Here is a 17,725-nt window from a genome sequence, read left to right on the forward strand (position 1 = left end):
TCCTACTTCAAAGACCAGCCGCCATCTATTGTCAAAATTTGTCCCTGCATGGCAGATGCCTTTCCACTGGCCAAAAAGAGACTGACTTCTGCTACTTCCTCTGGCTCGATCCAGCGTTTGATTGGAGTTTCACTAGCCACCCAGTCCGCTAAACCACCTGGTTCAAAGTCGGCAGCGGTCATACCCGTCTTGACTGCTCCTGGAGCAATCCCAAAGACCTGAATCCCAGCTTCTGCATAGTCTAGAGCTAGTTGCTTGGTGAAGCCAGCCAAGGCATGCTTAGAAGAAGTATAGGCGTGACCACCTCCACCTGCTAGGCTAGAAGCAATGGAACACATATTGATGATGATTCCCTTCTTATTTTCCAGCATTTGTGTCAAATAATGCCGAGTCAACTCTACTGGAGTAACGTAGTTGATTTCAAAAATCTCTTGAATTTCCTGGGCTGATTGTTCCAAAAGTGGTTTATAATCATCCAAAACTCCAGCAGTATTGCACAAAACATCCACCTGAGGACACCAATCAAAAACAGGTTCCAAGTCCAAGGTCAAATCTCTCTGTAAAAAGTAGAAATCACCATCTAAAACTGGATTTTCACCTTGGTCAACTCCATAAACTTGATAGCCCTTCTCTAAAAAAAGGTGAGCCTGAGCCAATCCGATACCTGAACTCACTCCTGTAATGAGTACACGTTTAGTCATGCGCTTCTACCCAATCCGTCGCCAAAACATCACAAGGTGTCGGGCTCCACATGGAAAATCCTTCTCCTTCGCCAGAAACGTTAATCAAAAAATAAGGAGTTACCTCTAAAGCCACACCATTTTGCTCGATGGTATCAAAGAGTTGGACATAGTTTTCAGCACCTCCCCAACCAGTACGTACATATTTTTTCTTAGCCTTTAACCCAGGCAGTATTTCTTCGAAAGTCATGTTATTCTCCTTTTATTCTACATTCTTCATTTAATTATAACAAAAAACCGTTGTGCAACGGCTTTTTGACTCATTTTAAATCAAAATCAATAAGCATTTTATAATTATAGTCATTTAGTTTTAAAAAAGCGTTCCAAACATTCAAAAATATTTGGGACTTCCCTTAATAAATCAGTCACTTTCTTCTTCAAAATATCCCAAGCTTGCTCAATAGGATTCAAATCTGGTGAATAAGGTGGTAGAGGTAAGAAAAAGTGTCTATCTTGGATGCACAGTTCATCCAAGATATTCTTGGGATGAAAACTAGCGTTGTCCATGACAATGACATGAGGTGTCTTCAAAGCAGGCAGGAGTCGCATTTTGAACCACTCCACAAAGAAATCCCTCGTCATACTTTCCTTGTAAATCATGGGAGCTATAAACTCTCTGTTTACTTGTCCTGCAACAATTGAAGTCCGCTAATCTTTTCATAGACTTTCTCCCCTCTAGGAGCCCGTGCATAAGGACTATAGAGGTAGCGGTAGATTCCCGTTTCGTCAATATATACGACTGGTAAATCTTTTAGGCTATTCAAAATATCAAGAAATTCAGCGACTTTCTCAGAATCTTGTTCCTTAAAGCTAGTCATCTTTTTTAAAGTGATATGAATTTGCTTTAAAGCTCCCCATACTGAAGGAACAGCACAATCAAAATGTGCCGCAATTTCCCATAAAAAAGCATCTGGATGAGCCTCTACAAAGGCTTTCAATTCTTCTAAAGGGATCTTACGCTTTTTGACGACTCGCTTTTTCCTCTCTAAGTGTCCTTGTTCACGTCTTTCTTTTCCCACGTGAAGACAGTTCTGCCGCCAACATCAAAAACTTTAGCTGCCTCGGCATGGCTGTGTCCTTTTTTGATGTAATCTAAATGCCATAGCTTTATTATAAGCTGCTTATTTTAAACTAAGCAACTATATCGTAGCTTGAACTGACTATTTTATATATTGTCTTACTTCGTCCTCACAAAAATATATCAAAAATCAAAAGCGATTAGGAAAAAACTCTATTTCATGAGAGAATATAATAAACCTTCCCACAATAAAACGCATAATATCAAGTTTTTTGGCTCCTGATATCATGCGTTTTCTGTTCTTAAAATATTTTTTCTCAGTCTCTTTTTATTACAAGTTCATCTTCAAAGTCCTTGATTTTTAGTAAATCTAAAATCAAATTTTATCCAACTGATCCTTCCATTTCATAGCTAATCAAACGGTTCAGCTCAACAGCATATTCCATTGGAAGCTCTTTTGTAAAGGGCTCCACAAATCCCATAACAATCATCTCAGTTGCCTCAGATTCTGACAATCCACGGCTCATGAGGTAATAGAGTTGTTCTTCTGAAATCTTAGATACCTTAGCTTCGTGTTCCAAAGCTACTTGCGAGTTATGAATTTCATTAAATGGAATAGTATCTGATGCTGATAAGTCATCCATGATAATGGTATCACACTCGATGTGAGAGACAGATTTCTTAGAGTTTTTGTTAAAGGTTACTTGTCCACGGTAGTCAACCTTCCCTCCGCCTTTAGCGATAGATTTAGACACAATAGACGAGCTAGTATGTGGAGCATTGTGGATCATCTTAGCACCAGTATCTTGGTGTTGCCCTGCATTAGCAAAGGCGATAGAGAGCATGGTACCACGCGCCCCTTCTCCATCTAGGTAAACAGATGGGTATTTCATGGTTGTTTTGGCACCCAAGTTTCCATCAATCCACTCAACAGTGGCATCCTTTTGAGCTTTAGCACGTTTCGTTACCAAGTTATAGACGTTATCAGACCAGTTTTGGATAGTCGTATAACGCATGTAAGCTCCGTCCAAGGCAAAGATTTCTACAATGGCCGCATGCAAGCTGTTACTTGAATAAGTTGGTGCTGTACATCCTTCTACATAATGGACACTTGCTCCTTCGTCAACGATAATCAAGGTACGTTCAAACTGACCAGTATTTTCGTTGTTGATACGGAAGTAAGTTTGAAGTGGAATATCCACTTTGACCCCTTTTGGTACGTAGATAAAGGTTCCACCTGACCATACTGCTGAGTTGAGGGCAGCCAACTTGTTATCAGTCGGCGGTACCAACTTCGCAAAGTATTGTTTAAACAAGTCTGGGTATTCCTTGAGGGCAGAATCCGTATCTGTAAAGATAATCCCCAATTTCTGGAACTCTTCCTTCATATTGTGGTAAACCACTTCTGACTCGTACTGAGCAGAGGCACCAGCTAGATAAGCACGCTCAGCTTCCGGAATCCCGATACGTTCAAAGGTTTCTTTAATCTTTTCAGGAACCTCATCCCATGAACGAGCTGGTTTATCAGATGGTTTTTGGTAGTAGATCAAGTCATCAAAATCAATCTCTGACAAGTCTGCTCCCCAAGTTTGCATAGGCATTTTTTTGAAGGTTTCATAAGACTTCAAACGGAATTCTAACATCCACTCAGGTTCTCCCTTAGCAGCTGATAGTTCACGAATGACATCTTCATTCAATCCTTTTCCTGTCGATAGGACAGGCTCTACATCATCATGGAAACCAAATTTATATTCACCAAGGTCAATTGGTTTTGGTTCTACTCTTTCTTCAGCCATAATATCCTTTCTTTCATTCTTCATTTCTACTGATTCATAAGACAAAAGAAACTTGCCTTACTTGTTTTCTTGATTTTCAATTGTTTTCTTGAGGGCGTTCCAAGCTAGGGTTGCACACTTGATTCGTTGAGGGAATTTGGCAACACCTGACAAGAAAGCTGCATCGCCAAGACTATCTTGTCTGTCATCTTTTTGCCCTTGCACCATTTCAGAAAAAATAGTCGCCAGTTCTAAGATTTCTTGTTTGGTTTTTCCTAAAACGGCATCTGTCATCATGCTTGCAGAGGCAGTCGAGATGGTACAACCTGAGTTTAGAAAAGCGATATCTTCCAAGCGGTCATCTACATCAAACTTGACGGAGAGATTGATAACATCTCCACAGGTCGGATTGTTGAGACTGATTTGCTCAGCATCTTCTAACTTCCCTTGGTGATGTGGATTTTTCGAATGGTCCGCTACCACTGCCATATAAAGGCTATCTAGTTTAGAAAGTGCCATTGAAAAACTCCTTTGTCTTTTGTAAGGCATCGACTAGCTTGTCGCAATCTGCCTTGGTATTGTAGATATAAAAACTTGCACGAGCTGTTGCTGGAACATCCAAATACTGGAGCAAGGGTTGAGCGCAATGGTGACCTGCTCGAACTGCCACACCTTCATAATCCAGAGCCGTCGCAAGGTCGTGCGGATGAAGGTCACCTAGGTTAAAGGCAATGACACCTGAACGTTGAGCCAAGTCCTGAGAACCGTAAATAGTCAATCCTTCAATCGCCCGCAGTTTTGGATAGACGTATTCAATCAATTCCTGTTCATGGGCTTCAATGGCATCCATACCAATCTTTTCCAGATAATCAACTGCAGCAGCAAGTCCGATTGCACTAGCCATATTTGGAGTTCCTGCCTCGAATTTCCAAGGCAACTCCTTCCAGCTAGCAGATTGCTCATAGACGAAATCAATCATTTCACCGCCGAATTCAACTGGTGACATTTGTTCTAGATACTTTTCTTTGCCGTAAAGAACACCGATACCAGTCGGACCAACCATCTTGTGACCTGAAAAGGCAAAGAAGTCCACATCCAAGTCCTGAACATCAATCTTCATATGAGGAGTAGACTGAGCACCATCCACTACCATGATAGCTCCAACTTGATGGGCCAATTGAGTGATTTCTTTGATTGGATTGACCACTCCAAGAACATTGGAGGCATGAGCTAGCGAAACAAACTTGACCTTGTCCGTCAATTTAGCCCGCAAGTCATCCATATCCAGAGCTCCGTTCTTGAGATAAACATAGACAAGCTCAGCTCCAGTCTTACGACAGGCTTCCTGCCAAGGTATGATGTTGGAATGGTGTTCCATGACAGAAATCAAGACCTGGTCCCCCTCAGTCAAGACTTCCTCTGCAAAGTGCGCCACCCAGTTCAGACTGGTTGTCGTTCCTCTAGTAAAGAGAACTTCCTTTGTAGACCCTGCATTGATAAACTTACGAATGGTTTCACGAGCCGCCTCATAAGAAGCTGTCGCCCTTTCTGCCAAGGTATGAACGCCACGATGAACATTGGCATTGTCGTTCTCATAGTAACGGTTAATCGTCTCCAGAACTGCAAGTGGTTTTTGTGTCGTCGCAGCATTGTCCAAATAGACTAATGGTTCATCATTAACAATCTGGTCTAAAATTGGAAAATCCTTGCGAATCGCTTCTACATCTAACATAGGCTACCCCTTAGCGTTTTGACAATTTTTCTTCGATAGTTGCAATCATTTCATCACGAACTTCCTTGACTGGAATCTCAACGATAACAGATCCAAGGAAACCACGGACAACCAAACGTTCTGCAGTTGCCTTATCCAAGCCACGGCTCATGAGGTAATACATATCTTCTGGATCTACCTGACCGATAGAAGCCGCGTGTCCTGCAGTTACGTCATTTTCATCAATCAAAAGAATTGGATTGGCATCTGAACGCGCTTGGTCTGAAAGCATAAGAACACGACTCTCTTGTTGCGCATCTGCTCCCTTAGCACCCTTGATGATGTGGCCAATACCGTTGAAAGTTAAAGTTGCTTTTTCAAGAATAACCCCATGTTGTAGGATATTTCCGATTGAGTTGCAACCATAGTTAGTTACTCGGGTATCAATCCCTTGTACCTGACGGCCACTTGAAAGAGCTACCACTTTAAGGTCCGCATGGCTACCATTTCCAATCAAGTCGCTATCAAAGTCCGCAACGACGTTCCCTTCGTTCATGACACCGATTGCCCAGTCAATGCTTGCATCGTTGCCTAATTTACCACGACGGCTAATGTAGGCAGTGACGTTTTCACCTAAACGGTCAATAGCAGCAAATTTCACTTGAGCTCCAGAACGAGCAATCACTTCTACTGTAATATTAGCAGTTGCTTTGGCATTTCCTTCACCGCGTGACTCTAAGCGCTCCAGATAACTAATCTTAGAGTTTTTACCAGCGATAATCATAATATGCTTGTTAAACGGCACATCACTATCGCTGTCTTGATAGAAAATTCCTTCGATTGGTTCTTTAATCTCAACGTTATCAGGAATATAGAGAACAGCACCACTATTGAAATAAGCTGTATGGTAGGCTGCCAACTTGTCATCGTCATACTTAACAGATGACATGAAGAATTCTTCGATCAGCTCTGGAATTTCTTCTAAAGCTGAATGGAAATCTGTGAAGACAACACCCTGTTCAGCTAACTCAACTGGAGTTTGCTCAAAAACAGTTTGAGTTCCTACTTGCACCAACTTCAAGTGATTATCTAGAGCTGTGAAATCTGGAACATTTGCTGATGGCTCGCTTTCTGTAATCGTTCCATCCCCCAGATTCCAACGGTGGAATTTGACACGCTCAATAACTGGTAATTCCAAAGTCTCAATCTTGTCAAAAGCTTTTCGACGGAGATCAGCCAACCAGCTTGGTTCAGCGTGCATTTCTGAAAAAAGTTTAATATTTTCTTTAGTCATTTACTTCTCCTAAAAGACACGAGGAAATTACAATTCTTCCTTGTAGTCGTAGCCAAGTTCTTCAGCTAGTTTTGCGTATCCTTCACGTTCCAAACGCGCAGCCAATTCTGGACCACCAGAAAGGACAACACGACCTTCCATCATCACGTGTACCACATCTGGTGTGATGTAGTTCAAAAGACGTTGGTAGTGAGTGATAATCATAGCACCAAAACCTTCACCACGCATGGCATTCACACCTTTAGAAACAACTTTAAGAGCGTCAATATCAAGACCAGAGTCAATCTCATCCAAAAGGGCAAATGTTGGCTCTAACATCAAAAGTTGAAGAATCTCATTACGTTTTTTCTCACCACCAGAGAAACCTTCGTTGAGGTAACGCTCAGCCATTTCTTCTTTCATGTTGAGCAATTCCATCTTCTCGTCTAGTTTAGTGATAAACTCACGAACTGAAATCTTCTCATCGTCTTCTTTACCAGCATTCATAGCTGCACGAAGAAACTCAGCATTGGTAATTCCAGGAATTTCTGATGGGTATTGCATAGCAAGGAAAAGTCCCATACGCGCACGCTCGTCAACTTCCAACTCAAGGATGTTTACGCCATCAAACAAGACTTCACCTTTGGTAACTTCATAGTTTGGATTTCCCATGATAGCGGCAGAAAGAGTCGATTTACCTGTACCATTTGGCCCCATGATAGCGGCGATTTCTCCTGTTTTCAGGGTCAGGTTAACCCCTTTTAAAATTTCTTTTCCTTCGATCTCAACGTGAAGATCTTTGATCTCTAATACTGACATGATAGTTCCTTTCTTTTTCAAGGCCTTTACAGTTCTTACTGGAAACATACTTGATTTCCCTAGAAAATACGGTAAAAGGTCAATAAATATACTTTTATAGTATAACAAAAAAAAGCCTAAAAGGCTTTGATTTTGTCTAGAAGCTGAGGACTAGTCTTTTCCTTTTAAATGCTGGTCAATAACATCTACAATCTTGCCCATCAAGTAACTGACTCGGAAATTTCTAAAGAGCAAAATGGCCCAAAAGGCTGCCATAATATAGCGACCAGTCATCCATGCTTCATTGAAAAAATAGGTCTCAGCAGCTGTAAACAGCGCGATGATAATAAATTGTTGTCTATTCATAAACTTATTGTATCATGAAATCTTTCTTTAGTCTTCCTCTACCTTCACTTTATCAGCCAAAAATTCAAATCCTTCTGGAATCAGACTTTCTTCTGCTTCTTTTTCAGTTTGAGAAGATTTGGCTTTGGCTGAAAAGGCTGCGCGAACTTCTTTCCATTCCTCCATGGAAATGGCTAAAATCTCAGGTGAAAAACCTGCTGCCTGACTAAGGATGTTGCCAAACATGGTATTGAGATTGTCTCGTTTCATGGTTTGACCAGCATTGAAGTTAGACTCAAAAGCAAGAATGGCATGATGTTCATTGGCCGCAACCGGTTGAGATCCAACTAGCAGAGCCTTGTCTGGCCCACCAAGACTTTCAATTACCTCTCCCCAGGCATTCTGCAGACGAATCAGATTTTGACGTGCTAAATCAGGATTTTCAACAGCCTCTTGTAAGATAGATTGAACTTTATTGCGATCCACACGATAGACTGTCTTACCCGCTGCTGGGCGACTAGGGGCTGGACTAGTTGGCTTGGGTACAGTTCCCACATTTGCGAGTTCTTGCTTGAGACGTGTCACTTCTTGTCTCAGCGTAGCAATTTCATGCTCAACCGCTCCAGAAAGAGCTGGTTCGGGCTTAATCTCCGCCAAACGGATGGTCATCATCTCAGCATAAATCTTGGGCTGCAAACTAGACTTAATATCTGCTAAACTGACTGTCGCCAAGCGAATCATTTCAAACAGATTTTCCTGAGGAAGTGCTAAATTCTCTACAAAGACTGGGCTATGATGAGTGTTTTCTCCACCTGTTTGAACAATTAACAAATCTCTTAAATAGTGCAAAAGGTCGGTCACAAAACGAGTCATGCTCTTACCATTGTCAAAAAGAAGATTCAAGCAAGACAAAGCCTTGGTAACATCCTGTTGAGACAAGGCGGCCACATAATCATCCAAGGCTGATAGGCTAATGGTGCCAGTAATTTCTTCAGAGATGGCAGTCGTCAATTCATTTCCTTGTGTCAAACTCAGGGCTTGATCCAAAATTGACAAGGCATCCCGCATCCCACCTTCAGCCCGTCTGGCAATGATTTCCACAGCCTCTGGTTCAGAACTGATATTTTCTTTTTCTAAGATATAGTGGATATGTTCCTTAATATCCTGTGTCTTAATTGATTTAAATTCAAAACGTTGTACACGAGATAGAATAGTGGCAGGAATCTTGTGCAATTCAGTAGTGGCCAAAATAAAGACCACATTCTGTGTTGGCTCTTCCAGCGTCTTTAGGAGGGCATTAAAAGCCCCTGTAGACAGCATGTGAACCTCATCTATGATATAAACCTTATAACGAGCAAGACTGGGAGCGTAGGTAGATTTATCACGAATTTCACGAATTTCATCTACCCCATTATTAGAGGCCGCATCCATTTCGATGACATCTTCTAAACTACCGTCCGTTACAGCCTGACAAATATAGCAGTTATTACATGGTTCACCCCCCACTTGATTGGGACAGTTCATAGCTTTGGCAAAGATCTTAGCCACACTAGTTTTTCCCGTTCCACGAGGACCAGAAAAAAGATAAGCATGACTTATTTTCTCTTGCTCCACTGCTTGTTTAAGAGTCTTAGCCACAACTTCTTGACCAACCAACTGGGAGAAATTTTGACTTCTATATTTTCGATAAAGTGCTTGATACATTAGGCTTTCTCCCCAAACATTGTAAAGTCCCATTTTGTCTTTTCAAGCAAAATAGCGACAAATTGTTCCAAATAATCTCGATCCATAGCATCATAATCATCAATCTCTGAAGAATCAAGATCCAGAACCCCGAGCAATTGACCATTCTTCATCATTGGCACAACAATTTCACTTTTAGCTCGACTATCACAAGAAATATAGTTGGGATAAGTTGTTACATCACCAACCAGAACAGTTTCCTGAAAATGAGCTGCCTCCCCACAAACACCTTTGCCTAGTGAGATACGGATGCAGGAAACACCTCCTTGAAAAGGACCTAAAACCAATTCCTTTCCATCGAACAGATAAAAGCCTGCAAATACGGTATTAGGAAAGCGTGATTTTAAAAGAGCACTGGCGTTGGAAAGATTAGCCAAAACATTGGTTTCGCCTTCCAATAAAAAAGAGAGCTCCTCATTTAACATTTGATAACGTGATTGTTTTTCTGATTCTAACATAGGACTATTATATCAAAAAAGGCTTACAGACAAAAGAAAAATCCCTTGTTTAGTAAACAAAGGATTTTGTGAATTTTCAATTTGATTAAAGTTCGATATCACCGAACAAGTCAGCCATTGAGAATCCTGTTTGTGTTTCTGGAAGTTCGAAATCACGTTTTTCTTGACGTTTTGGACGACGTGGACGAGCAGCACGTTTTTCTTCTTTTTGTCCTTCTTCTTGAGCTGGACGCTCTTCAAGAGCTTTGATAGAAAGTGATACGCGCTCTGCATCTGCGTTAACTTCAAGAACTTTAACTTTAACTTCTTGACCAACTTTAAGAGCTTCTTTAGGATTTTCAATACGTTTGTGTGAAATTTGTGATACGTGAACAAGTCCATCGATACCTGGCAATACTTCAACAAATGCACCGAAGTCAGTCAAACGTTTAACTGTTCCTTCTACTACATCACCTTTAGCCAATTTTTGCTCAACGCCATCCCATGGTCCAGGTGTTGTTGCTTTAAGTGAAAGTGATACACGTCCTTCTTCTTCGTTAAGATCAAGGATTTTCACTTCAATTTCTTCACCAACAGTTACAACTGATTTTGGTGATACGTTACGTTCGTGTGACAATTCAGTCAAGTGAACCAATCCGTCAACACCACCAAGATCGATGAAAGCACCGAAGCTTGTGATACGAGCAACTTTACCAGTTACAACATCACCAACAGCCAATTTACCGAATACTTCAGCACGAGCTGCTGCAGTAGCTGCTTCAACAACTTCACGACGTGAAAGGATGAAGCGGTTTTCTTTTGCGTCAACTTCTTTGATTTTAGCATCAAATTCTTGACCTACAAAACGCTCAGTGTTACGTACGAAACGAGTATCCAACATTGAAGCTGGGATAAATCCACGAACACCTTCAAATTCTACTGAAAGTCCACCTTTAACGGCACGAGTTCCTTTAACAGTAACAACTTCTTCTTCGCGACCAACAAGTTTGTCCCATGCTTTGCGAGCTTCAAGGCGTTTTTTAGATACAAGGTATGTAACTGTATCAGTATCTTTACCAACTACTTGACGAAGTACAAGAACATCCAATACTTCTCCTACTTTAACAAAGTCATTGATATCTGCATCGCGATCGTTTGTCAATTCGCGAAGAGTCAAGACACCTTCAACACCAGTTCCAGAGATTGCAACGTTAGCTTGAGTCGCATCAACTGTCAATACTTCAGCACTAACAACATCACCAGTCTCAACTTGGCTAACGCTATTTAGCAAATCTTCAAATTCGTTCATCTAAAAAATCCTCCAACAATCAAGTTTTTCTTAAACTTGACATACTTATAATTTTTTTCCTAAGCACCCGCAAGGACATGTTCATATCGTTCACGTCTTTCAATTATAAAAATAAAATACCCTAAGATATTTTGCTTTTTATCTTGATTATTACCTAAGAACTGGGGTAGCTGGATTCGAACCAACGCATGAGGGAGTCAAAGTCCCTTGCCTTACCGCTTGGCTATACCCCATTGATGAAATGGAGAGAGAGGGATTCGAACCCCCGAACCCGAAGGAGCGGATTTACAGTCCGCCGCGTTTAGCCTCTTCGCTATCTCTCCTACAATCAACATGGACTATTATATCATGAAAATTTCAAAAAAACAAGACTTATTTTGCTAAATTATAATTTTCAATCAAAATTTCCACAGCTTTTTCCAATTTTTTATAAAAACTATCGACATTCCCATTCTTTATGATGGCAAATTGTCCATCTAATTCGGCAATTTCTCCGATAACTTTTTTACCAATGGTCAAGGTATAGCCTTCAAAACTATCTTTTCCCACATTAACTTTGGCATCTGCTACTTGAATTTCGATTTTTTTATCTTTCTTACTCATTTCATACCTCTCTTCACTTTTTCTATTTTACAAGAAAATCCCAAAACTAGCAAGAAAAAACTCTATATCATTCCAAGTCTGATATAGAGTTTTCTGCTTTATTTAATATGTTTTTCTAGTTCTTTTTGGTACTTACCATTTGATTCCAATTTTTCTTTTTGCCATTTTTTCAGTGCTTCTTCATATTCTTTTGTTGTAACGATATCTTTTTGCAATTTCATTCCTTTAAAGATATATGGGTCACCTTTAATACCAACTTGTGAGTATGGTTTTGAGAATGGCACGACATTACTTACAACTGGAGAACCACCAGATGAAGCTGTTGGCATCAATAATGAACTATCTGTCAACCAAGCTTGAGCCTTGGCATATTTTTCATAGCGTTCTTCAAGATTCGTAGTTTCTGAATCTGCATCATCCAATAATTTCTTATACTGGTCCAAACCAAGTTTCGCTACAACATCCTTATCTTTCCCTTTAGTAATACCAAGGTGTTTCATAGCAGAACCTGATTTAGGGTCCATGATATTCAAGTAAGATGCTGGGTCTTGATAGCTTGGAGCCCATCCTGTACTGTTCAAATCATAGTCTTTTTGAGAAGGAACACGCGCTTGAGAAGTGATTGTTTCCTTTTCATTATCTGTCATTTGAAGAACATCGATGACAACATTTTCAGCACCAAGAGTTGATTCGATTGACTGTTTGAAAGAGTTGCTTTGTTGAACAGCGATGGTATCTGTTTGTTCAACTGGGACATCCAAGTGAATTGGGAAAGTTACCCCTTTAGATTCTAAGTCTTTCTTAGCTTTTTCAAATGCTGCTTTAGCCTTGTCAGGGTTGTAGATAGAGTCCTTACCGTCAACTAGCTCAACACCTTTCCATTGGTCACCGTAGTTCACCAACTCTGATTGAGCGATTTGACCAAAGTTCTTACCACCTGCTTGTACAAAGTTGTCAGGAACGAGGCTGTTACGAATAATCTTGTCCGCACCGTCTTCACCATTTAGCTGGGCAGCATAAGAATGGCGGTTGAAGGCAAAGTTGATAGCCTGACGGAAGTCCTTATTAAGCATAGCTTCTTTTGTAGAAGTCTTTTGCTCTTCACTTGTTTTCGCAGTTTTATTATATGACTGACGATTTACGTTAAAGGTGAAGTAATAGCTACTTGAGTCCTGTGGACTATAAGTGATTTTATCTCCGTATTGTTCCAAAGTTGAAGCAAAGTTTGAGCTACTTGGGAAGAGGCGGGCTGTCGTATAGGCACCTGAAGAGAAGCTACGAATCAACGATTCCTGATCTGAACCATCGTAGTAGGTCAATTTGATCTTCTCGATTTTTACCTTTTCTTTATCCCAGTAGTTTGGATTTTTCTCGTATTCGATTAACGATTTAGAAGTCAAGGTCTTCAAGATATAAGGACCATTGTAAAGAATACCTGCTGGAGTAACTGCTCCATAATCTTTACCTGATGCCTTCAAAAACTCTTCATTTACAGGCAACATCGTCGCTGTTGTAACTTTAGAATTCCAGAAACTTTCTGGTTTGTTTAGGGTATATTCAACTGTATAATCATCCAAGGCCTTAACACCAACTGTAGAGAAATCATTGGTCTCACCAGTCATGTAGGCATCCAATCCCTTAATTGAATTTTGGATGAGAGAGACACCGTCTGACTTACCGTCAGCTACGTGTTTCAATCCTGTTACAAAGTCATGGGCTGTTACTTCTGCATATTCTTCACCTTCAGAAGTGTACCATTTAACTCCTTTACGAAGTTTGTAGGTATAAGTCAACCCATCTTTTGACACAGACCAATCCTCAGCCAAGGAAGGAATAACATTTCCGTACTGGTCGTTTTCCATCAAGCCATCAACCACGTTCCCGATGACATCTGTTGTAGATGTACGAGTCGCTATACTATAGTCCAAAGATGCTGGATCTACTGCATAGACATATGAAAATGTTGTCGGTGCATCTGCTTCTTTATCAGCTTTTCCACAAGCCACTAAAAGAGCTGTTGTGCTCAGGACCACTCCTGCTGTTAAGAGCCACTTTTTCGATTTCATCAAAAATCTCCTTTTGTTTATTTTAATCTACTTTTACAATCCAACCTTCTGGCGCTTCAATATCACCAAACTGAATACCTGTCAATTCATCATAAAGTTTACGAGTCACAGGGCCAACTTCTGTTTCACTATAGAATACATGGAAATCATCACCGTGCTGAATTCCACCAATTGGCGAAATAACTGCTGCTGTACCACAGGCACCTGCCTCTACAAAACGGTCAAGGTTATCAATTGGGACATCCCCCTCAATAGGAGTCAAGCCCAAGCGGTGTTCTGCCAAATAAAGCAAAGAATACTTAGTAATAGATGGCAAGATAGATGGACTCAATGGTGTTACAAATTCATTATCAGCTGTAATTCCAAAGAAGTTAGCTGAACCGACTTCTTCAATCTTTGTATGAGTTGATGGGTCTAGATAGATAACATCTGAGAAGTGGCGTGACTTGGCCAATTTCCCTGGCAAGAGACTGGCAGCATAGTTCCCACCAACTTTAGCTGCACCTGTACCATTTGGCGCTGCACGGTCGTATTCATCCTGAATTAAGAAGTTGGTTGGAACCAATCCACCCTTAAAGTAATTTCCAACTGGCATAGCAAAGATGGTGAAAATGTATTCTTCTGCTGGTTTAACCCCGATAATATCTCCAACACCAATCAAAAGTGGACGAAGATAAAGGGTTCCACCTGTTCCATATGGTGGTACGTATTCTTCATTTGCGCGGACAACTGCCTTACAAGCTTCTACAAACATGTCTGTCGGAACTTGTGGCATCAAGAGACGGTCACATGTCCGTTGCAGACGTTTAGCATTTTCATCAGGACGGAAAAGTTGAACACTACCATCCTTAGTACGGTAAGCTTTCAAACCTTCAAAGGCTTGTTGACCATAGTGAAGACTTGGAGAAGACTCTGAAATATGCAAAGTTGCATCCTCTGTGAGCTCTCCTTGATCCCATTGTCCATTTTTAAAATGAGCAATATAGCGATAAGGTAATTTCATATAGGAGAAACCAAGGTTCTCCCAATCAATCGTTACTGTCATATTCCACTCCTTATTCTAAAAACCTATTTCTTATATTCTACACTTTTTTTCTAAAATAGCAAGTATATTTTGTAATTTTCAGAAAATTTCTTCAATAAAAAACCTAAGGTATCAATAGTAATTAATCCTATATGGAGATTGCATAAAAGGCTCAAATTATTCTTCTATCTCATTTAGTGAAATCTATTCAATAATTGAACTTATTTTTGACATACATAGAGCCCGTACATTAATATTAGTAACCTGTTTCGACAGAGATATGATAAAATGAACTAAAGATAGTACACAATGTGGTACAGTCATCTTATACCATATTCAATAGATTTACGTAAAAAAGTTCTTGCCTATTGTAAGCGAACAGGTAGTATAACAGAATTCCAAATCTCACGTAATACCATTATCTAAAAGAGAAAATAGGTGATCTAAACCATCAAGTAAAAGGAACAAAACCAAGAAAAGTTGATAGAGACAGACTTAAAAACTATCTTACCGACAATCCAGACGCTTATTTGACTGAAATAGCTTCTGAATTTGGCTGTCATCCAACTATAGCGTATTGAATCTAGAATAGCACATTACGGTTGCTAAAACATTTTTAGAAAAAATTGACTTTCTCAATCACTTTGTTCACATCTTATTTCAATCTACTATACTATCCACTATGCTCTCAAAGCTATAGGCTACACTCGAAAAAAAGAATCATACCTACTATGAACAAGCCCCAGAAAAGTAGCTTTATTTCTTATTCCTCCCCACTCACCTGAGTACAATCTTATTGAGAAAACCTGGGCTCATATCAAAAAGCACCTCAAAAAGGTATTACCAAGTTGTAATATCTTTTACGAGGCTGTTTGGTCCTATTCTTGTTTCAATCTGCTGTGTTTCTCATAAAAAACAAAAGGATTAAGAAAGTCATTTTCCTTAACCCTATAGTCCTTTAAGCTTGACGTTGTCCGAAATCTGCAATCATCTGATCCATTTCTTGTCGACTAGGAGTTGTCAGCATATAAAGGTAATCTCCTTGAAGTTCCGCAAAAGCCTCTGGCATGATTTTTTTAACCTTGAACTGCTGGCTGTATTTGGCAAGCAAGTCCTCCTCAGAATAGACATAATGAGCATTTGCACGACGGGATGTAGCTAAACAATATTGAGCTTCAAAGTCTGACGCTGGGAACTCTTCTCCTGCTACAATAGCAGCATATCCACGATAGAGATCCAAAGAGTGAGCAAAGTTATAAACATCAATAGTGAAACCACCCGCAGGGCGGTTATTGTACTCGATGGCAATATAATCATCCCCTTCACGGAAAAACTCGATATGGAAGAAACGTTCTTTCATACCAAATTCCTTGACAATCGCTTCCCCATACTTTCGCAGTTTAGGATCCATATCCTTGAGCACATAGTAGGAATTGTCCATCTTGTAAATCATGAGATCAAGCGGTGTATAGGCGTAATCAAAGGTTGTTGAGAAGACAATTTTACCATCCTTATCCACAAGACCATCAAAGGTACAAATTTCGCTAGAGGTGACAAATTTCTCAAAGAAATAAACAGTTGAATGATCCCACTCAGACTTGAAGTGATTGATATCGTCTTCTGTCTCAAGCTTAAAGGTTGCGGCTGCTCCGACTCCATTATCAGGCTTGGCAATCATTGGAAGACCGATTTCTTTCACAGCTTTATCAACATCTGCTTCCGTCTTGATAACAGCTCCAGGTACCACAGGGACACCTGCTTTTTTGAAAAGTTTCTTCATTTCAGACTTAAATTTAGTCTTTTTGAGATCCTCTGGTTTGGCACCAAAAACATTGAATTGTTCTCTGAGTGTTGCATCCAACTCAAGCCAGTATTCATTATGAGATTCGATGCGGTCGATAGGACCATGTTTATAAAAGAGAAAAGCAACTGCACGTTTGACTTCGTCTATGTTCTCAAGATTATCAACACGGAAATACTCGGTCAGGCTATTGCGCAAGGGCTCATCCAGTTGCTCGTAAGGTTCCTGACCAATTCCCAAGACGGTGATACCTTTATTGGCAAGTTCGATGGTAAACTGTTGAAAGTTTTGCGGATAGTAGGGAGAAATAACAAGGTAATTCATAGGTAACTCCTTTTATAAATAGAGATTTCCAAGGAAATAAGGCATTTGTTTGCGCCACCATTCCCAGTCGTGGGCGACATCGTGTCCCCATTCAGCAAACCAGGCTGGAATTTGTTTCTGGTCAAAGGCTTCTTTAAGCTTGTAGAAGGATGGCAAGCCATCTTGTTCCCAGGCACCGAGACCCGTACAAAGCACAATCTCTGCCTGACGATAACGGTCAATAAACCAGCCGTCGTTCTGGTTCCAGATATAATCTACTGGCGAGTTTTGGTAAATGGCATCGTCATTGTAGTAATCGCCGACAAAGAAACGTGCATCGTAAACACCACTAAGAGCAATCACCTTGGTAAAGACATCTGGATGTTGGAGAAAAAAGTTGACTGCATGGTAGGCGCCCATGGAGCAACCTGTCGTCATCATACCATCAAACCAACCTGTCTTATGCTTGATAAAAGGAATGGCCTCTTCAATCACATAACGTTCGTAGGCACGATGCATCTCCGCCTGGTCATGACCATGTTTCCAAGTGGCCAACCAACTCTCACTGTCTACACTGGATAGGGTAAAGAACTGAACACGGCCTTCCTCAATAAAGGAAGCACAAGCATCAATCATGCCAAAATCATAGTATTCATTGTGACTACCACCTGATGAAGCAAAGACCACAACTGGAATCCCAGCATGACCATAACGGTTAAGGTACATTTCACGGTTAAGATTGCCACTCCAGTGGCTAAGATGTTCAATATGCATATTTT

The 17,725-nt window shown here is 40.5% G+C and carries 16 protein-coding genes, 2 tRNA genes and 3 pseudogenes; 2 read left to right on the forward strand and 19 right to left on the reverse strand.

The genetic code is table 11. The annotated features are described in order from the left end of the window. Positions 1–2 precede the first annotated feature (2 nt). From HMPREF1048_RS09865 to HMPREF1048_RS09940, 17 genes and pseudogenes are all read right to left on the reverse strand, one after another. Entirely contained in the window at positions 3–701 is a 699-nt protein-coding gene (locus HMPREF1048_RS09865) for a 3-oxoacyl-ACP reductase (protein WP_000167100.1), read from the reverse strand. Then, complete coding sequence (locus HMPREF1048_RS09870; RefSeq protein ID WP_000141912.1) at positions 694–930, reverse strand: DUF2829 domain-containing protein; 237 nt, start codon at positions 928–930, stop codon at positions 694–696. Before HMPREF1048_RS09870 ends, HMPREF1048_RS09865 begins: the two co-directional genes overlap by 8 nt. Positions 931–1,040: 110 nt before the next feature. Further along, positions 1,041–1,854 (reverse strand): annotated as a pseudogene (locus HMPREF1048_RS13500) (IS630 family transposase). Positions 1,855–2,141: 287 nt separating this feature from the next. Beyond that, on the reverse strand, positions 2,142–3,554 hold the full coding sequence (sufB, locus tag HMPREF1048_RS09880; RefSeq protein ID WP_000797054.1) for a Fe-S cluster assembly protein SufB: 1,413 nt from the start codon (positions 3,552–3,554) through the stop codon (positions 2,142–2,144). Between the two features lie 57 nt (positions 3,555–3,611). Further along, complete coding sequence (gene sufU, locus HMPREF1048_RS09885; RefSeq protein WP_001218493.1) at positions 3,612–4,052, reverse strand: Fe-S cluster assembly sulfur transfer protein SufU; 441 nt, start codon at positions 4,050–4,052, stop codon at positions 3,612–3,614. Further along, positions 4,039–5,265, reverse strand: coding sequence for a cysteine desulfurase (locus tag HMPREF1048_RS09890; RefSeq protein WP_000887696.1), 1,227 nt, complete (start codon positions 5,263–5,265; stop codon positions 4,039–4,041). Before HMPREF1048_RS09890 ends, sufU begins: the two co-directional genes overlap by 14 nt. A 10-nt stretch (positions 5,266–5,275) precedes the next feature. After that, positions 5,276–6,538, reverse strand: coding sequence for a Fe-S cluster assembly protein SufD (gene sufD, locus HMPREF1048_RS09895; protein ID WP_000159664.1), 1,263 nt, complete (start codon positions 6,536–6,538; stop codon positions 5,276–5,278). A 27-nt stretch (positions 6,539–6,565) separates the two neighbouring features. After that, positions 6,566–7,336: a Fe-S cluster assembly ATPase SufC gene (gene sufC / locus HMPREF1048_RS09900; RefSeq protein ID WP_000114489.1), complete on the reverse strand. Its 771-nt coding sequence runs from the start codon at positions 7,334–7,336 to the stop codon at positions 6,566–6,568. Positions 7,337–7,486: 150 nt separating this feature from the next. Next, positions 7,487–7,681: a DUF3272 domain-containing protein gene (locus HMPREF1048_RS0102565; protein WP_001081602.1), complete on the reverse strand. Its 195-nt coding sequence runs from the start codon at positions 7,679–7,681 to the stop codon at positions 7,487–7,489. Between the two features lie 27 nt (positions 7,682–7,708). Continuing rightward, a complete protein-coding gene (dnaX, locus tag HMPREF1048_RS09905) occupies positions 7,709–9,364 on the reverse strand; it encodes a DNA polymerase III subunit gamma/tau (protein ID WP_000283800.1) in 1,656 nt (551 codons plus the stop codon). Continuing rightward, the gene (locus tag HMPREF1048_RS09910; RefSeq protein WP_000893979.1) at positions 9,364–9,861 is read right to left on the reverse strand and encodes a GAF domain-containing protein; all 498 of its coding nucleotides are present in this window, start codon (positions 9,859–9,861) and stop codon (positions 9,364–9,366) included. The genes dnaX and HMPREF1048_RS09910 overlap by 1 nt, the downstream gene beginning before the upstream one ends. Positions 9,862–9,946: 85 nt before the next feature. Continuing rightward, entirely contained in the window at positions 9,947–11,149 is a 1,203-nt protein-coding gene (gene rpsA / locus HMPREF1048_RS09915; protein WP_001001630.1) for a 30S ribosomal protein S1, read from the reverse strand. A 161-nt stretch (positions 11,150–11,310) separates the two neighbouring features. Beyond that, positions 11,311–11,382, reverse strand: a tRNA-Gln gene (locus HMPREF1048_RS09920). 9 nt (positions 11,383–11,391) lie between these two features. Further along, positions 11,392–11,472, reverse strand: a tRNA-Tyr gene (locus HMPREF1048_RS09925). A gap of 49 nt (positions 11,473–11,521) precedes the next feature. Further along, the gene (locus HMPREF1048_RS09930) at positions 11,522–11,752 is read right to left on the reverse strand and encodes a DUF2969 domain-containing protein (protein WP_000037113.1); all 231 of its coding nucleotides are present in this window, start codon (positions 11,750–11,752) and stop codon (positions 11,522–11,524) included. A 98-nt stretch (positions 11,753–11,850) separates the two neighbouring features. Continuing rightward, entirely contained in the window at positions 11,851–13,818 is a 1,968-nt protein-coding gene (locus HMPREF1048_RS09935) for a peptide ABC transporter substrate-binding protein (RefSeq protein ID WP_000837409.1), read from the reverse strand. A 22-nt stretch (positions 13,819–13,840) separates the two neighbouring features. Next, a complete protein-coding gene (locus HMPREF1048_RS09940) occupies positions 13,841–14,863 on the reverse strand; it encodes a branched-chain amino acid aminotransferase (protein ID WP_000218998.1) in 1,023 nt (340 codons plus the stop codon). A 306-nt stretch (positions 14,864–15,169) separates the two neighbouring features. Here HMPREF1048_RS09940 and HMPREF1048_RS09945 point away from each other — a divergent pair. Together HMPREF1048_RS09945 and HMPREF1048_RS09950 are read left to right on the forward strand one after the other, a co-directional pair. Then, positions 15,170–15,411 (forward strand): annotated as a pseudogene (locus HMPREF1048_RS09945) (IS630 transposase-related protein); the annotation flags it as partial. A 193-nt stretch (positions 15,412–15,604) separates the two neighbouring features. Further along, positions 15,605–15,754, forward strand: a pseudogene (locus HMPREF1048_RS09950) (hypothetical protein); the annotation flags it as partial. 46 nt (positions 15,755–15,800) lie between these two features. On the opposite strand, the gene HMPREF1048_RS09955 reads toward HMPREF1048_RS09950, so the two are convergent. Both HMPREF1048_RS09955 and HMPREF1048_RS09960 read right to left on the reverse strand, forming a co-directional pair. Beyond that, positions 15,801–16,967 (reverse strand): ATP-grasp domain-containing protein, encoded by a 1,167-nt coding sequence (locus HMPREF1048_RS09955; RefSeq protein ID WP_001108614.1) that lies wholly within the window; start codon positions 16,965–16,967, stop codon positions 15,801–15,803. A 12-nt stretch (positions 16,968–16,979) separates the two neighbouring features. Beyond that, positions 16,980–17,720, reverse strand: a complete 741-nt coding sequence (locus HMPREF1048_RS09960) for an esterase family protein (protein ID WP_000546758.1) — start codon at positions 17,718–17,720, stop codon at positions 16,980–16,982. Positions 17,721–17,725: the final 5 nt, after the last annotated feature.

Source organism: Streptococcus mitis SK575, from assembly GCF_000257865.1.
Classification (GTDB): Bacteria; Bacillota; Bacilli; order Lactobacillales; family Streptococcaceae; genus Streptococcus; species Streptococcus mitis_CQ.

Excerpts from the sequence above, each read along its gene's own strand:
- HMPREF1048_RS09940 (WP_000218998.1), bottom strand. The coding sequence starts at position 14,863 with ATGACAGTAACGATTGATTGGGAGAACCTTGGTTTCTCCTATATGAAA.
- dnaX (WP_000283800.1), bottom strand. The coding sequence starts at position 9,364 with ATGTATCAAGCACTTTATCGAAAATATAGAAGTCAAAATTTCTCCCAG.
- sufC (WP_000114489.1), bottom strand. The coding sequence starts at position 7,336 with ATGTCAGTATTAGAGATCAAAGATCTTCACGTTGAGATCGAAGGAAAA.
- HMPREF1048_RS09865 (WP_000167100.1), bottom strand. The coding sequence starts at position 701 with ATGACTAAACGTGTACTCATTACAGGAGTGAGTTCAGGTATCGGATTG.
- rpsA (WP_001001630.1), bottom strand. The coding sequence starts at position 11,149 with ATGAACGAATTTGAAGATTTGCTAAATAGCGTTAGCCAAGTTGAGACT.
- HMPREF1048_RS09890 (WP_000887696.1), bottom strand. The coding sequence starts at position 5,265 with ATGTTAGATGTAGAAGCGATTCGCAAGGATTTTCCAATTTTAGACCAG.
- sufB (WP_000797054.1), bottom strand. The coding sequence starts at position 3,554 with ATGGCTGAAGAAAGAGTAGAACCAAAACCAATTGACCTTGGTGAATAT.
- HMPREF1048_RS09870 (WP_000141912.1), bottom strand. The coding sequence starts at position 930 with ATGACTTTCGAAGAAATACTGCCTGGGTTAAAGGCTAAGAAAAAATAT.
- HMPREF1048_RS09955 (WP_001108614.1), bottom strand. The coding sequence starts at position 16,967 with ATGAATTACCTTGTTATTTCTCCCTACTATCCGCAAAACTTTCAACAG.
- sufU (WP_001218493.1), bottom strand. The coding sequence starts at position 4,052 with ATGGCACTTTCTAAACTAGATAGCCTTTATATGGCAGTGGTAGCGGAC.
- HMPREF1048_RS09960 (WP_000546758.1), bottom strand. The coding sequence starts at position 17,720 with ATGCATATTGAACATCTTAGCCACTGGAGTGGCAATCTTAACCGTGAA.
- HMPREF1048_RS09930 (WP_000037113.1), bottom strand. The coding sequence starts at position 11,752 with ATGAGTAAGAAAGATAAAAAAATCGAAATTCAAGTAGCAGATGCCAAA.
- HMPREF1048_RS09935 (WP_000837409.1), bottom strand. The coding sequence starts at position 13,818 with ATGAAATCGAAAAAGTGGCTCTTAACAGCAGGAGTGGTCCTGAGCACA.
- HMPREF1048_RS0102565 (WP_001081602.1), bottom strand. The coding sequence starts at position 7,681 with ATGAATAGACAACAATTTATTATCATCGCGCTGTTTACAGCTGCTGAG.
- sufD (WP_000159664.1), bottom strand. The coding sequence starts at position 6,538 with ATGACTAAAGAAAATATTAAACTTTTTTCAGAAATGCACGCTGAACCA.
- HMPREF1048_RS09910 (WP_000893979.1), bottom strand. The coding sequence starts at position 9,861 with ATGTTAGAATCAGAAAAACAATCACGTTATCAAATGTTAAATGAGGAG.